Here is a 13830-nt window from a genome sequence, read left to right as displayed (position 1 = left end):
TAAATTCAAATTTGTTATAAAATTTACGTATTTTAGTCATAATCAACCAAATAAAATTATTATGACAGAAGTATCAAAATTGAATCGGTTTCTTGGGCTCTTAATTGATGGTATCATTGCGTACATTCCCATGTTTGTGTTTTCTTTAATATCGGTCCTTACCGGCATTGGAATCATTTACTATATAGGATTAATCCTCGGCATTGGCTATTATCTGCTTAGAGATGCTCTTCCGGGCGGACAAAGTATTGGCAAAAAGCTAATTAAGTATGCAGCAGTCAAACAAGACGGCTCTTCTTTAGAAGGAGATTACGCTACCAGCGCCACAAGAAATGTGACTTTATTCATTCCGTTAGTTGATCTTATACTGGTACTTATCGATAAGCCAAGACTAGGAGACGACTTAGCCAAAACGAGAGTGGTCAACAAATAATTTTAAACCTAACCGAAAAAGCCTGTGAAATATTCACAGGCTTTTTTATTTGGTGTAAAGACATTTATAAGAAAACTTTCAGCAATTGGCTTACTACCCTCTAAGGTTTAGCGTATTGCTTCTTTATGTTTCTGACGAGTTCTTCCAGTCCGTTTAATTTTAATTCGTAAACTAGCTGTAATTGCTGCCCTAATTCTCCTTTTGGAAAACCTTTATTACTATACCATACCACGTAATATTCAGGCAAATCTATCAGGTAACGACCTTCATATTTTCCGAAAGGCATTTTGGTATGAGCTAATTTGATGAGAAGCTTTTTCTGTTCGTCCATTTATTTAGAAAAATAGAATCGGGCTCCAATCCAAAGTAAAAGAGAAATAATACTTAGCGTCAATATTCTGGCCCCATGCTTTCTATCGGATTCGATATAATTGAAGACACGCTCTCCGTTTGGAAGTGTTTTCCCGTGAGTTTTCAGATACCAACCGATAAAAACTCCCATAAATCCGCCTAAAAGAGCCATGATATAACCAATGATAATCCAAGTGGTTTGGCGGCCTTCCGGCTTAGCCAAATCTTCCAATCGTTGCTTTCTGTGCTTTTCTATTTCTTCCGGTACTATTTCCTGTCCCCTTTCCTTAAGAATCTTCTGAGCCAACAAGTAATCCAAATGGCTCCATTCGTCTTTCTTGACAATGATTTCTTTTAATTCTTCATCTGTAAAATCATACAGATAATGTTCTGTCCCGATAGTTTCTACCAAATTAGAAGAAAGCTGCAACAAAAGAGTATCCGCTTTTTCAAAATCTTCTTTTTGCAGTTTTATCAGGTAATCCTTAGTCAGTTCTGAACCTCCAAAATTACCATCCAAACCGGAGGAAACATCTTCTATTCGGTATTCTATTTGGCTTTCTTTTAAAAAGTTAGCCAATTCGACTGCGTCTTCTTTAAGGTTGAATTTTTGAAAAGTAATGAATTGAGAATTTTCCAATGATTATTTCCAATTAAAGGTGATTACTTTTTCAATATCCGGGTTCAGGCTTAATAAAACCGGGCAATTCATTGCTGTTCTTTCTAATATGGTTCTCGTTTTTTCATCAGCCGCAACCGACATGTTCATTACGATTTCAATTTTGGCAATTTTTCTCGGTTCAGCCTGCATAACTTTAGTTACTTCAACCGTCGAGCCTACCAAATTTATATCCATATCTTTTGATTTGATTGCCATAATCGAAACCATACAGCTACCAAGCGCATTGGCTAGCAAATCAGTAGGAGAAAAAGCTTCGCCTTTTCCATGATTATCAGTTGGCGCATCAGAAAGGATTTCAGTTCCTGATTGCAGGTGTACAGAAGAAGTTCTTAGGTCACCCAGGTAAGTTACTTTTGATGTCATTATTTTGCTTCTTTAACGGACAAGTCTTCATCATAATAAAGGATATAAACCCCTTTATTTGAATAGCCTCCTGCCGGATTTCTATTATAATTGAATTTATTTTCTACCTGTTCTGTAGCCGCATCATAAATGGTTTCTTCAAAACTTTTCTCTTGCGAAAGTCTTAGTAATGCGTCAAACGTAACATCAAATCCACGGGTGGCGTACTGGTTAGGAAGAATATTGTTTTTCTTTTTATACATCTTTGCAAAAATCAATGCTTCCGGCGTATCATTCTCACGTGTTACGGCAGGATACATCATTTTTAGCTTTGCAAGATTGGAAACTAAAATTTCATCTGAATCCAAAGCATCATTCGATTCCAAAATAACCAATTGCAATTGGTATTCAGGCTGTGCCGCTAGCAAAGCCGTAATTGTAGACTTGATCATCCAGATACTTGCTGTTTCCATAACAACATAGTTCATCTGATTTGGTTTTAGCAGCGATTTCAGGCTTTCTGCAGACAATCCACCTTTATCAGTAAATGTTGCAAATCGGACATTTCCGTAGTTGTCTGAAATATATTTTCGGGTTGTGGCTTTCTTCGGGTCAACAACCGCAACTATATTACCATTTTTGCTGTTCATGTAATCAAACATGGCATTTTTCAGATAGTCAGCTGTTGGCATGGATTGGTATAAGTTGCTATACAACTTACCGCTCTCTTTTGACAATGGAGAAATCACAGGAACATTACTCTGGTTCAGCATTTCTGCTGTTTTCTCTGCATGTACCTGATAAAATGGCCCTATTACCACATCAGCTTTCGTTAGATTGTTCTGCACAAAAGTGCTTGAAATATTGGATGTGTTTTTGTTTTCCTGAGAATCAAAAATCTTTACATCAATATTCAGTCCCAATGTTTTTGCTGAATCAATTGCAATCAAGGCTCCTGAATAAAAATCAAGCGTCATGTTCAGAAAGCCATCTTTTTTAAGTCTAGTCTGAACGGTTGATGTTGAATCTCCACTTATTTTTGTAAGGTTAAAAGGCAACAATAACACTAATTCTTTTCTGTCTTTTTTAGAAAGCGTTTTGGTCAGGTCAGTAAAATCTTTAGATGAAGCTCCTGATATAGGTAACGTATTTGGCACCTTTAGCAACATTCCTACTTTTACGCCATCTTTTAATTCCGGATTTAAATCAATCAGTTCGTTCTGGCTTAGACCGAATTGTCTGGATAGGCTGTAAAGTGTTTCTTTTGGTTTTACTTCGTATTTGTTCGTATTTGAATCTGCCGTTTCTGGTTTTGAAACTTCTTGTTTCACTTCAGGTTTTTTATCAGCAATTTCAATTTTTGGAGCATTACCTTTTATGGTCAATACCTGGCCGATTTTTAAACCATCTTTAGTTTCAGGATTTCTCTTTTCCAGTTCTTCAAGAGTAATTCCGTATTTTTTAGCAATAGAATATTTTGTTTCTTTTGGCTGTACTGCATGGCTGATATCCTGAGCTGTATTTTTAGCCTCTTTCTTTTCTTCTTTTTCGGCTTTTTTCTCAGCTTTCTCCGCTTTTCTTTCTTCTTTTTTTGAAGGCTTTGCCTCCTGCATTGGCACTTCCTGACCTTTTTTAGGTATTGTCAGAACCTGACCAATTTTCAGGCCTTCTTTTATTCCAGGATTAGCTTTTTCTAAATCCGCAACAGAAATATTGTATTGCTTTGCCAGACCATAAGCCGTTTCTTTTGGTGCTACTGTATGCGAACCGTTTTTCTTTATGGATGGCGTATCTACAACTTTTTGCTCTTTAGCAGGAACTTTAACTATTGCCCCTTTTGAAGGAATCAATAAAACAGCGTTTTCCTTAAGTCCATTTCTCGCATCTGGATTTAGCGTGTAAATATCTAAAGGTGTGACTTTATATTTCTGTGCAATCTGTGTTACGGTTTCACCACTCGTCACGGTGTGCTTCACATTTTGCTGTGCCTTTGCTGTAAAGGACACTACTAACATCAATACAAGTACATAAAAAAACTGCTTCATTTTATTCTTTCTTTTAAAGGCTATATATGTTTTATAAGCTATTAAGTCGTTACTAATTTAGAGAAAAGCAACGACTTAATTAATTTAATCTTTCAATTTATTATTCCCACTCAATTGTGGCTGGCGGTTTTGAGCTGATGTCGTATACAACCCTATTCACACCTTTTACTTTATTTATAATTTCGTTCGAAATTGTCATCAAAAATTCATACGGTAGATGTACCCAGTCAGCCGTCATTCCGTCTGTTGACTCAACAGCTCTCAGGGCCACTACTTTTTCATAGGTTCTTTCATCTCCCATTACACCCACACTGTTTACCGGAAGCAGTATTGCTCCTGCCTGCCAAACCTTGTCATATAATCCGTGTGATTTCAATCCTTCAATAAAGATAGCATCTACTTCTTGTAGGATTCTCACTTTTTCCGGAGTGATATCGCCTAAAATTCGGATTGATAATCCTGGTCCAGGGAAAGGATGTCTTCCTAATAATTCTGGCGAGATTCCCAACGTAGCACCTACTCGTCTTACTTCGTCTTTGAAAAGCATACGCAACGGTTCTACAATTTTCAGCTTCATATAATCAGGCAAACCTCCCACATTATGGTGCGATTTAATGGTTGCTGATGGTCCTTTCACAGAAACCGATTCGATTACATCAGGATAGATGGTTCCTTGGGCAAGCCATTTCACATCTTCCAGTTTATTGGATTCGTCATCAAAAACTTCAATGAACACACGACCGATTGTTTTTCTTTTTGTTTCCGGATCTTCTATACCTGCCAGTTCACCCAAAAAACGTGCCGAAGCGTCAACTCCCTTAACATTGAGTCCCATTCCTTTGTATTGTTCCAGAACGCTATCAAATTCATTTTTGCGCAACAATCCATTATTCACAAAAATACAATATAGGTTTTCACCTATTGCTTTGTTCAACAAAACTGCTGCTACAGTAGAATCAACTCCTCCTGATAATCCAAGGACTACTTTATCATTTTTAATTTTTTCCTGAAGTTCAGCTATGATTTCTTCAACAAATGCATTTGGTGTGAAATTTTGAGGCACTTTTGCAATCTTAACCAAGAAGTTCTCTAAAATCTGCTTCCCATCGGTTGAATGGTATACTTCCGGATGGAATTGGATTGCATAAGTTGTTTCGCCTTCAATTCTATAGGCAGCATTTTCTACATCTTTTGTACTTGCCAGTCTTACACCATTTTCAGGCATTTTTTTGATGGTATCGCTATGGCTCATCCAAACCTGGCTGTTGAGATGGACATCATCAAAGAAATCTTCATCGTCTTTAATGAAAGTCAAGTTGGCCCTACCGTATTCACGAATATTGGACGGCGCCACTTCTCCACCCGAAAAATGAGCTAAGTATTGTGCTCCGTAACAAACGGCCAACATAGGCAACTTGCCTCTGATTTGTGATAAGTCAGGATGCGGTGCATCTTCTGCTCTTACAGAAAAAGGGCTTCCAGATAAAATTACAGCTTTATAACTTGATAAATCACTCGGAAAATGATTGTATGGGAATATTTCGCAGAAGATATTTAATTCGCGAACCCTTCTCGCAATTAGTTGTGTGTATTGCGATCCGAAATCTAAAATAAGTACGTTGTGTTGCATGCGCAAAAATACTATTACTATATTGAAATTAAAAATGCATCGGCAAAAAAACAAAAAGTTTTTTTGTAGTATTGCATTACTGTTTTTCAACCTATTTTTTAATAAGACAATTCTTTTTCGTCTTTTTATAATCATAGAAATGGTTCTGGTTGTCAAATGAACGAACCTACAGACATGGAATCAACAAGCATTCAAAACAAGCTATCTTCTTTTTTCAAATGGATTTTAATCTGTTTGCTCACAGGAGTCCTTTCCGGTCTGGCATCTGCGATCTTTCTTATCTCGCTTGAATGGGCCACAACTTATAGAGAAAACAACTACTGGATTATCGCTTTATTGCCTATTGGTGGCTTACTAATTGGACTGCTGTATTATTATTACGGCAAGGAAGTCGTAAAAGGAAACAATCTGATTTTGGAGGAATATGATAGTCCGAAGAAAATCATTCCCTTTAAAATGGCTCCTCTGGTATTAATCGGAACGGTTATCACACATCTTTTTGGTGGTTCTGCCGGACGAGAAGGAACGGCCGTACAAATGGGCGGTGCTATTTCTGACCAATTTACACGCTTGTTTAAACTACAGCCTTCAGAACGAAAAACCATCTTAATAATAGGAATTAGCGCCGGATTTGCTTCTATTTTTGGAACTCCATTGGCTGGAGCTGTATTTGCACTCGAGGTTTTGTATTTCAGCGAAATAAGACCCAACAGTATACTTCCATCCTTTGTTGTCGCATATATTGCTTATTATACTGTGGAGCTGCTTCAAATAAAACACACGCATTACAGCATTCCTTTTGTTCCGGAACTTACTGCTATAAATTTACTCTGGATAATTCCTGCCGGAATTGCCTTTGGTCTAGCTGCTATGGCATTTTCCAGAACGACACATTTTTGGGGAACGTTTTTTTCAAAATACATCCAATATCCGCCTTTACGACCTTTAGTGGGAGGGATTGTTCTTGCCATTTTTATTTTTAGTTTTCAGGCAACGAAATTTATAGGATTGGGAATACCTGTAATTGTCGATTCTTTCCAAAACCCGAGCGATAACTTTGATTTTTTACTCAAAATACTTTTTACCGGATTTACGTTAGGCGCCGGATTCAAAGGCGGTGAAGTAACGCCTCTTTTTTTTGTAGGTGCTACATTAGGAAGTGCGCTTTCTGGTTTGATTCCCCTGCCCGTGGCTCTTTTGGCCGGAATGGGTTTTGTTGCTGTTTTTTCGGGAGCAACACATACACCTGTTGCTTGCAGTATTATGGGTATGGAACTTTTTGGAGTCGATTGCGGAATTTATATTTCCTTCGCTTGTCTAGTGGCTTATTTCTGCTCCGGATCTGTAGGAATCTATCACTCCCAAATCGTAAAAGGCCCAAAACATCTTCTTTATCAGAAGATCAGGCGAAAAGACCTGAAAGATTTATAACGCATTTGTATCCGTACATTCCTTAATTTTATTAATTATTTATAGTAAAAAAATGTAATTTCGCAATCTATGAAAGAAGAAGATATTAAAGGGATACAGGAATTATTGGTATCGCCTAAAAAGATTGCAATTATTCCGCACCGAAGCCCTGACGGTGATGCTATGGGATCTACTTTGGGATTATACCATTTGCTAAAAAAACTGGGACATGATGCTGTAGTTATTGCTCCTAATGAATTTCCGGAGTTTTTGGCATGGCTTCCTGAGTCTGAAAAGGTGCTGGTTTATGAAAAGGATAAAACAAATGTGACTGCGGTTCTTCAACAGGCCGAACTTGTGTTTACTTTAGATTTCAATGCCCTGCATAGAACAGGAGAAATGGAAAACGTGTTATCGAAGCTTACGGTACCGTTTATTATGGTTGACCACCATCAAAAACCAGATAATTACGCTGTTTATACGTATTCTGATACGAATTTTGGTTCTACTTGTGAGATGATCTATAATCTTATCTTATTTTTAGGACATAAAAACCTGATTGACAAAACTATTGCTTCCTGTTTATATACTGGAATTGTAACTGACTCCGGGTCTTTCCGTTTCCCTTCAACAACCAGCATGACGCATCGTGTTGTAGCGGAATTGCTTGATATTGGTGTAGAAAACGGGGATATTCATAATGCATTGTTTGACAATAACTCTTACCATAGATTACAGCTTTTAGGAAGAGCATTGCAAAACATGAAGGTATTACCGGAATACAAAACTTCTTATATCAAACTGACACAGCAGGAACTCGACGAATTCCACTACGTTAAGGGAGATACGGAAGGAATAGTAAATTATGGCTTGACAATTCGTGGGATTATCTTCACGGCTATATTTATCGAAAACAAAGAAGAAGGAATTATTAAGATATCATTCCGTTCACAAGGCAAGTTTGACGTGAACCAATTTGCCAGAGACTATTTTAATGGAGGTGGCCATATCAATGCGGCCGGAGGAAAATCTACCTTATCTTTGGACGAAACTATAAAACAATTTGAATCTATTTTATCAAAACAAAATTTTAATGTGTAGCCCTATGAAATTTTTCAAGCTTATTTTGAGTGTCACAGCTGGTGCTTTATTGATTACAGGCTGTACGCAACAACAGGCTAGAAAGCCTCTTTCGCATTCTTCAGGAACTTTTATGAAAGAATCTGTTGAGCGAAACAAAAAACTGATTGCCGGTGAGGAAGCTGAAATTGAAGCAGTCATCAAAAAAGACACAGCAGCCCAATATATTGCTACTGCAAAAGGGTATTGGTACAAATACGATGTAAAAAGTACAGTAACGGATACGTTGACTCCAAAAAAAGGCAATGTCGCCTATTTTGATTATGAAGTAAAAGACCTTAAAGGCAACATAATTTATACCGAATTAGAGCTTCGTCCGCAAATTTATCGTGTCGACAAGCAAAACATTATGATGGGAATGCGTGACGGAATCAAATTAATGAAAAAAGGCGAAAAACTGACCTTTCTTTTTCCTTCTCATATGGGTTATGGTTACCACGGCGACAATAGAAGAATTGGCCATAACCAGCCTTTGATGGTCACTATAAATTTAAGGGACATCAAACCTGAAAAAGATGCAAAAGCAGCAGCTAAGGATACAAAAACAAATGTTCCTTTAACTACTGAGACACCAAAAACAACAGAAACAATAAAACAATAAACCGACCTATATCCAATGAAAAAAATAACCAGTTTATTTTTAGGCCTTAGCGCCTTATTTTTCTCCTGCGACAAGTCCAATAGCAATCTACCTGACGGAATGTATGCTGAAATCGAAACAGACAAAGGAACCATTATGGTTGAGCTGGAGTACAAGAAAACACCTATTACGGTGGCTAATTTTGTATCGCTTGCCGAAGGAAAAAATCCAGTAGTAAACGAAAAATATAAAGGAAAGCCATTTTATGACGGATTAAAATTCCATAGAGTACTTCCTAATTTTATGATACAAGGTGGTGATCCAGACGGAAACGGTTCTGGAGGACCTGGCTACCGTTTTCAAGATGAAATTGTTCCAGAGCTAAAGCATGACAAAGGCGGCGTGCTATCAATGGCAAATGGAGGAAAAGCTACAAACGGAAGCCAATTTTTTATTACACACCAGGCAACACCTTGGCTTGACGGTATTCATACAATTTTTGGACACGTTATAGAAAATGGAATGGAAGTCGTGAATGCTATACAGCAGGACGATGTTATCAAAAAAATAACGATTATCCGTAAAGGACAGGATGCTAAAAAGTTTGACGCTCCTAAAATCTTTAAAGATGGTTTTGCCAAACAAGCTGAAGAGCAGAAAAAGTTTGAAGAAGAACAATTAAAAATGAGAGAGAAATTCTCAGTCGTTATTAAAGAAAAAGAAGCTCAATTCCAGCAATTGAAAGCACAATCGACAAAAACGCAATCTGGTTTACAGTATAAAATCATTACCAAAGGAAAAGGTAAAAAGCCAGCAGCCGGAACTCCGGTTTCTATCAACTATGCGGGTTACTTTGAAAATGGGGATTTGTTTGACACCAACATTGAAAGTATTGCTACAAACTTTGGCAAACTAGATCCAAATAGAGCAGCTGCCAAGGCTTATTCTCCAATTCCTTTCACTATTGGAATGAAAGAAGGTATGATTCCTGGTTTTATAGAAGGAATTGAACAATTGGCACCAGGAGATAAAGCTATTATCTTTATTCCTTCATATCTTGCTTATGGAGAAAGAGGAGCCGGTGGCGTTATTCCTCCAAATGCGAATATCATTTTTGAAATTGAAATGCTGGGTGCTACACCAAACTAATAGATTTTTTAAAACAGAATAGAAAACTTAATCTGATACACAATGAAATTAAAATTTATTTGCTTACTGTTTTTAGCCATGACGGCGGGTCTTGGCGCACAGACAAAAAAATCAGCTGCTCCAAAAAAAGCGACAACTGCTAAAGCAGGAGCGTCTACTCAAGATCCGGGTATTTATGCCCAGATCGAAACAAACAAAGGAAGAATCGTCCTAAAGTTAGAATACCAAAAAACGCCTATTACTGTGGCAAACTTTATTTCTCTTGCTGAAGGAACAAACAATGCCGTAAGTGCAAAATACAAAGGAAAACCATTTTATACAGGACTTAAATTCCATAGAGTAATTAAAGATTTTATGATACAAGGTGGTGATCCTGACGGTACTGGTTCAGGAGGTCCTGGTTACCGTTTCACCGATGAAATTGTTCCTGAATTAAAACATAACTCAGGCGGTATCCTTTCTATGGCTAACGCTGGTCCTGGTACAAACGGAAGCCAGTTTTTCATTACTCATAAAGAAACTTCATGGCTTGACGGAAAGCATACTGTTTTTGGAAAAGTAATCAGTGGTATGGATGTCGTGAATGCTATTGAGCAAAATGATGTTATCATGGAAATCAAGATTATCCGTAATGGCGCTGAAGCTAAAAAATTCGATGCTGCAAAAGTTTTTAATGATTATTTCACTAACAAAGATGAAGTAGAGAAAAAACAACTTGCTGCAGAGGCTGAGAAGAAAAAAGCACTTGAAGCTGAATTTGCTCCTGTAAAAGCTAAAAAAGTTGCTGAATTTGCAGCAATGAAAGCTACAGCTACTAAAACAGAATCAGGCTTGCAATACAGCATCACCCATAAAGGAACTGGAACTAAACCAACAACAGGAACTGTTTATGTAGGTTATGCAGGTTATTTGGAAGACGGAAGCTTATTTGACAGTAGTGATGCCGAAATATCAAAAGCTTATGGAAAATTTGATTCTAATCGTGCAGCACAAGGCGGTTACCAGCCTTTTCCTTTTGACATTTCTAACAAAGGAGGCTTGATTCCTGGTTTTCTTGAAGGAATCAACCTTATGTCATTTGGAGACAAGGCTACATTCTTTATTCCAGCAAATCTTGGTTATGGAGAAAGAGGCGCAGGCAACGTAATTCCACCAAATTCTGACATTATTTTTGAAGTAGAGCTTTTGGAAGCACCAAAACAATAATAGGCTAAATAGCATATAAAAAAGGGGATTTTCTAATTGAAAATCCCCTTTTTCTTTTATTTCTTGAACTTCCATTCAAATTCGTCCTTATCGTTGAAAATGGCGCCTACTTCTACTTTTACTATTTCATTATATTCTACATAGAAGATGGTCCAGTTCGATTCATTAAAAAAGGTTTCCTGCATCTCGAATTCTCCTTTTTCCCATTTTGCCCATCCTACTGCTTCTAATTCTTTTAGTACATCGGCAGGTGGACGTCCAATGATTTTTTTATCAAAAAGCTGCAATTCCGGATTCGATGTTGTGAGATAACCCAACTTGAATCCTTCGTCTGTGTAGAAAGTCAGACTGATTTTCTGATTATTATACTGCAGTATCTTATTGTCTTCTTCATCGGTAGAAATTTTATCTGATTTTCCATATACTTCTTCTACATCTTTTTGCAACATCCCGAAGACAAGCTTGTCTATTCCTATTTTTGGATTGATTTTCATATTCTATTTGTTATTTATTTTATCAAAAAGCCTTTGTTTGGCTCCTCCTTCCCATTCGTTTTTCAATATACTTAGAATTATAGAATCCCGTCGGGTTTCACCATTAATTCTAGGCATATGGCTTCGTAAAATTCCTTCTACCTGACAGCCTATACTTTTCATGGCGGCAATGCTTTTGGCATTATCACTGTCCGCCCTGAATTCTACTCTTTCCATTTCCAAAACTTCAAAAGCAAATTGCAACATCAGGAATTTACAATGTTTGTTAAGCCCTGTTCCCTGAAAGTCTTTCCCATACCATGTATATCCAAGTTGCAAGCTTTTGAATGGAAAATTGATATCGTAAAAGCGTGTACTTCCGGCATAAAGTCCTGTTTTCTTGTCTATGACAATAAAAGGAAATTCGGTTTTGTTTTCACGGGCTTCTATTGCCTGATTGATATAGTTTTTAAGGTTTTCACTACCACTGGCAGGTATACTGGAAAATGTCCAGATTTCGGGTTCGTTGAGAGCAAAGTGCAACAGGTTTTCAAAGTCTGACTGCTGCAACGGGCGGAGCAAAACGGTATCATCTTCCAAAACAAGGTTTTGTGAAAAGTCAAATTCTTTTGTAAATGTCATATAAGGTATTGTGATTTAGGGTTGTATCCGAGACCTATCAGGCTATGTGAAGATATAAAATATTGTATCGATTTTTATTGATTTTAATAAAATATTGGCAGCTGTTTTTTATCTCAAAAGAAAACATTTTAGTTTATAATTACCATTTAACAAAAGCTTCCTAATACACCTTAATCATTGATAACTTTAATACTATTTGATTTTTAAGTTTTATTTTTTGTGATTTTTTATAACAAAAAATAAATTAATTTGTTTATTTATAAATTATTTTTTGTATTATTGTATCTCTCCCACGCCAAAATGACTAATTAAACACCAAATAGATATGAAACAAAGAGCAAACCTATTGAAAAGTCTCCTGTTGATTTGGAGCTTATCGTTGTTGAGTTGTCAAACCGACGAAATTCAGGAATCTACTGAAAAGTTCAGTTCTGAATCTCCTGTAGTCCGTAAACAATTTAAAGAATTTGGGAAACTTTCGGGATTACTTTCGGAAACACTTCCAAGAGACCTGACTTTAGCAGCAAGGAATAGTAATTCTAATGCTGTATATCAATTTGAGATTGACAGTACTTCTGTAACCCAGATAACAAATAATGGTATTGAATATTATACTATGGCCGTTACTCGCGAAACTATGGAAGAGGGAACTTTTGAGAACCTTGTTGTTTTTGATATTGGAAACGAGAAAAAAGCAGTGCTTATAAAATATAAGCCGGACGACTCCTATCTTTCACGCCGTTTGGCGGACCCTGATGCACAGTTTACGGGTAAATATAATATGACAGAATTAAGTCGTTCTGCTTTTCTTTCCAGAAGTGCAACTGCACTTAAATGTTTTATAAGTACGCATTTATATTGCACCAACAATAATCCGCCTACATTAGCCGGTCCAGGCTGTTATAAAAATAGAGACAAAGGAGCCCATGTGAAATCAGTAGCGTCTATTAGTTGCTTTGAAATAGTCCTGAATTCGCCCGAACCTTATCTTGAAAGCTCATTGATTAGGGATCCTGTTAGCAATGATGGTGGCGGAAATCCAGATATTGCCATTCCTATTACTACTCAGCCGGTTTTCTTTGGAAATATTCAATTTAGTTTTATAAGGCATTTGACTCCAGACCAAAGAGATTGGTGGGACGATCCGGCTAATCTTAGAACTGTAGCGTCAATAATCAATCATCTAGACCAAAATACATTTAATGGCAGGATTAGTCCTGAAGCTATGGCATTCACCAGAAAGCTGATTGATCATTCTATTGCCACGGGGTTTTCGTTTGAATTTGATGCTGCTATAGAACCTGCCGCCACAAGAACAATAAATAGTGTGGAAGAATTAGCTGAATCTCTAAACCAACTGGAAATAAACGCTGTCTCTATTGAGCAGCAACCCAATATAAGTAATACTTTCCTGGGCAGCTACAAATTCAAAATTAATTTATTCACCGGATTACGAATGAATGTGAAATTTTCCGTTTCTAGACAACAGCGTCATACAGTCACTAATGTAACTTCTGAAGAATATGGTGCCTCCATAGGAGAATGGAAACAAAGCGATTATTTCGTCGATATTTTGTCCAATGGAAATATTAAAGTTGAAGTAGTAGGCTCCATGAAATACGATTATACTATAGAAGGCTGGGGAGTCAAAGTTATCAAAGGAATTCGCCTGACTTTAATCTTAAATCCATTAGATGCAACTATTGTAAGTTCGGAATGGCGCTACAATTAACATTAAAAACTCAAT

The 13830-nt window shown here is 37.0% G+C and carries 14 protein-coding genes; 7 read left to right on the top strand and 7 right to left on the bottom strand.

Translation table 11 applies throughout. The annotated features are described in order from the left end of the window. The first annotated feature begins 61 nt into the window (after positions 1-61). A complete protein-coding gene (locus tag FJA49_RS11920) occupies positions 62-433 on the top strand; it encodes an RDD family protein (RefSeq protein ID WP_140001143.1) in 372 nt (123 codons plus the stop codon). A gap of 100 nt (positions 434-533) precedes the next feature. Here the strand turns inward: FJA49_RS11920 and FJA49_RS11915 are convergent, their stop codons facing one another. The 5 genes from FJA49_RS11915 to guaA form a co-directional block, all read right to left on the bottom strand. Then, on the bottom strand, positions 534-764 hold the full coding sequence (locus FJA49_RS11915) for a DUF3820 family protein (protein WP_056070380.1): 231 nt from the start codon (positions 762-764) through the stop codon (positions 534-536). After that, positions 765-1424, bottom strand: a complete 660-nt coding sequence (locus FJA49_RS11910; protein ID WP_140001142.1) for a hypothetical protein — start codon at positions 1422-1424, stop codon at positions 765-767. A gap of 3 nt (positions 1425-1427) precedes the next feature. Then, on the bottom strand, positions 1428-1829 hold the full coding sequence (locus FJA49_RS11905; RefSeq protein WP_140001141.1) for an OsmC family protein: 402 nt from the start codon (positions 1827-1829) through the stop codon (positions 1428-1430). Next, positions 1829-3853, bottom strand: coding sequence for a LysM peptidoglycan-binding domain-containing protein (locus FJA49_RS11900; RefSeq protein ID WP_140001140.1), 2025 nt, complete (start codon positions 3851-3853; stop codon positions 1829-1831). The genes FJA49_RS11905 and FJA49_RS11900 overlap by 1 nt, the downstream gene beginning before the upstream one ends. A gap of 100 nt (positions 3854-3953) precedes the next feature. Continuing rightward, on the bottom strand, positions 3954-5483 hold the full coding sequence (gene guaA, locus FJA49_RS11895) for a glutamine-hydrolyzing GMP synthase (RefSeq protein ID WP_140001139.1): 1530 nt from the start codon (positions 5481-5483) through the stop codon (positions 3954-3956). Positions 5484-5639: 156 nt separating this feature from the next. On the opposite strand from guaA, the gene FJA49_RS11890 reads away from it, so the two are divergent. From FJA49_RS11890 to FJA49_RS11870, 5 genes are all read left to right on the top strand, one after another. Continuing rightward, positions 5640-6914, top strand: coding sequence for a voltage-gated chloride channel family protein (locus FJA49_RS11890; protein WP_394344083.1), 1275 nt, complete (start codon positions 5640-5642; stop codon positions 6912-6914). Positions 6915-6983: 69 nt separating this feature from the next. Then, entirely contained in the window at positions 6984-7994 is a 1011-nt protein-coding gene (locus tag FJA49_RS11885) for a DHH family phosphoesterase (RefSeq protein ID WP_140001137.1), read from the top strand. A gap of 4 nt (positions 7995-7998) precedes the next feature. After that, on the top strand, positions 7999-8634 hold the full coding sequence (gldI, locus tag FJA49_RS11880; RefSeq protein ID WP_140001136.1) for a gliding motility-associated peptidyl-prolyl isomerase GldI: 636 nt from the start codon (positions 7999-8001) through the stop codon (positions 8632-8634). A 15-nt stretch (positions 8635-8649) separates the two neighbouring features. After that, positions 8650-9762: a peptidylprolyl isomerase gene (locus FJA49_RS11875; RefSeq protein WP_140001135.1), complete on the top strand. Its 1113-nt coding sequence runs from the start codon at positions 8650-8652 to the stop codon at positions 9760-9762. 42 nt (positions 9763-9804) lie between these two features. Further along, the gene (locus FJA49_RS11870; RefSeq protein WP_140001134.1) at positions 9805-10968 is read left to right on the top strand and encodes a peptidylprolyl isomerase; all 1164 of its coding nucleotides are present in this window, start codon (positions 9805-9807) and stop codon (positions 10966-10968) included. A 56-nt stretch (positions 10969-11024) separates the two neighbouring features. Here the strand turns inward: FJA49_RS11870 and FJA49_RS11865 are convergent, their stop codons facing one another. Then, positions 11025-11462 (bottom strand): hypothetical protein, encoded by a 438-nt coding sequence (locus tag FJA49_RS11865; protein WP_140001133.1) that lies wholly within the window; start codon positions 11460-11462, stop codon positions 11025-11027. Positions 11463-11465: 3 nt separating this feature from the next. Further along, positions 11466-12083 (bottom strand): GNAT family N-acetyltransferase, encoded by a 618-nt coding sequence (locus FJA49_RS11860; RefSeq protein WP_140001132.1) that lies wholly within the window; start codon positions 12081-12083, stop codon positions 11466-11468. 325 nt (positions 12084-12408) lie between these two features. On the opposite strand from FJA49_RS11860, the gene FJA49_RS11855 reads away from it, so the two are divergent. Then, positions 12409-13815, top strand: coding sequence for a hypothetical protein (locus tag FJA49_RS11855; RefSeq protein WP_140001131.1), 1407 nt, complete (start codon positions 12409-12411; stop codon positions 13813-13815). The last annotated feature ends 15 nt before the right edge of the window (positions 13816-13830 follow it).

Source organism: Flavobacterium microcysteis (assembly GCF_006385255.1).
Taxonomy (GTDB): domain Bacteria; phylum Bacteroidota; class Bacteroidia; order Flavobacteriales; family Flavobacteriaceae; genus Flavobacterium; species Flavobacterium microcysteis.
This window is presented reverse-complemented; position numbering and strand designations above follow the sequence as displayed.

Excerpts from the sequence above, each read along its gene's own strand:
- FJA49_RS11855 (WP_140001131.1), top strand. The coding sequence starts at position 12,409 with ATGAAACAAAGAGCAAACCTATTGAAAAGTCTCCTGTTGATTTGGAGC.
- FJA49_RS11920 (WP_140001143.1), top strand. The coding sequence starts at position 62 with ATGACAGAAGTATCAAAATTGAATCGGTTTCTTGGGCTCTTAATTGAT.
- FJA49_RS11915 (WP_056070380.1), bottom strand. The coding sequence starts at position 764 with ATGGACGAACAGAAAAAGCTTCTCATCAAATTAGCTCATACCAAAATG.
- FJA49_RS11890 (WP_394344083.1), top strand. The coding sequence starts at position 5,640 with ATGAACGAACCTACAGACATGGAATCAACAAGCATTCAAAACAAGCTA.
- FJA49_RS11900 (WP_140001140.1), bottom strand. The coding sequence starts at position 3,853 with ATGAAGCAGTTTTTTTATGTACTTGTATTGATGTTAGTAGTGTCCTTT.
- FJA49_RS11905 (WP_140001141.1), bottom strand. The coding sequence starts at position 1,829 with ATGACATCAAAAGTAACTTACCTGGGTGACCTAAGAACTTCTTCTGTA.
- FJA49_RS11875 (WP_140001135.1), top strand. The coding sequence starts at position 8,650 with ATGAAAAAAATAACCAGTTTATTTTTAGGCCTTAGCGCCTTATTTTTC.
- FJA49_RS11860 (WP_140001132.1), bottom strand. The coding sequence starts at position 12,083 with ATGACATTTACAAAAGAATTTGACTTTTCACAAAACCTTGTTTTGGAA.
- guaA (WP_140001139.1), bottom strand. The coding sequence starts at position 5,483 with ATGCAACACAACGTACTTATTTTAGATTTCGGATCGCAATACACACAA.
- gldI (WP_140001136.1), top strand. The coding sequence starts at position 7,999 with ATGAAATTTTTCAAGCTTATTTTGAGTGTCACAGCTGGTGCTTTATTG.
- FJA49_RS11865 (WP_140001133.1), bottom strand. The coding sequence starts at position 11,462 with ATGAAAATCAATCCAAAAATAGGAATAGACAAGCTTGTCTTCGGGATG.
- FJA49_RS11870 (WP_140001134.1), top strand. The coding sequence starts at position 9,805 with ATGAAATTAAAATTTATTTGCTTACTGTTTTTAGCCATGACGGCGGGT.
- FJA49_RS11885 (WP_140001137.1), top strand. The coding sequence starts at position 6,984 with ATGAAAGAAGAAGATATTAAAGGGATACAGGAATTATTGGTATCGCCT.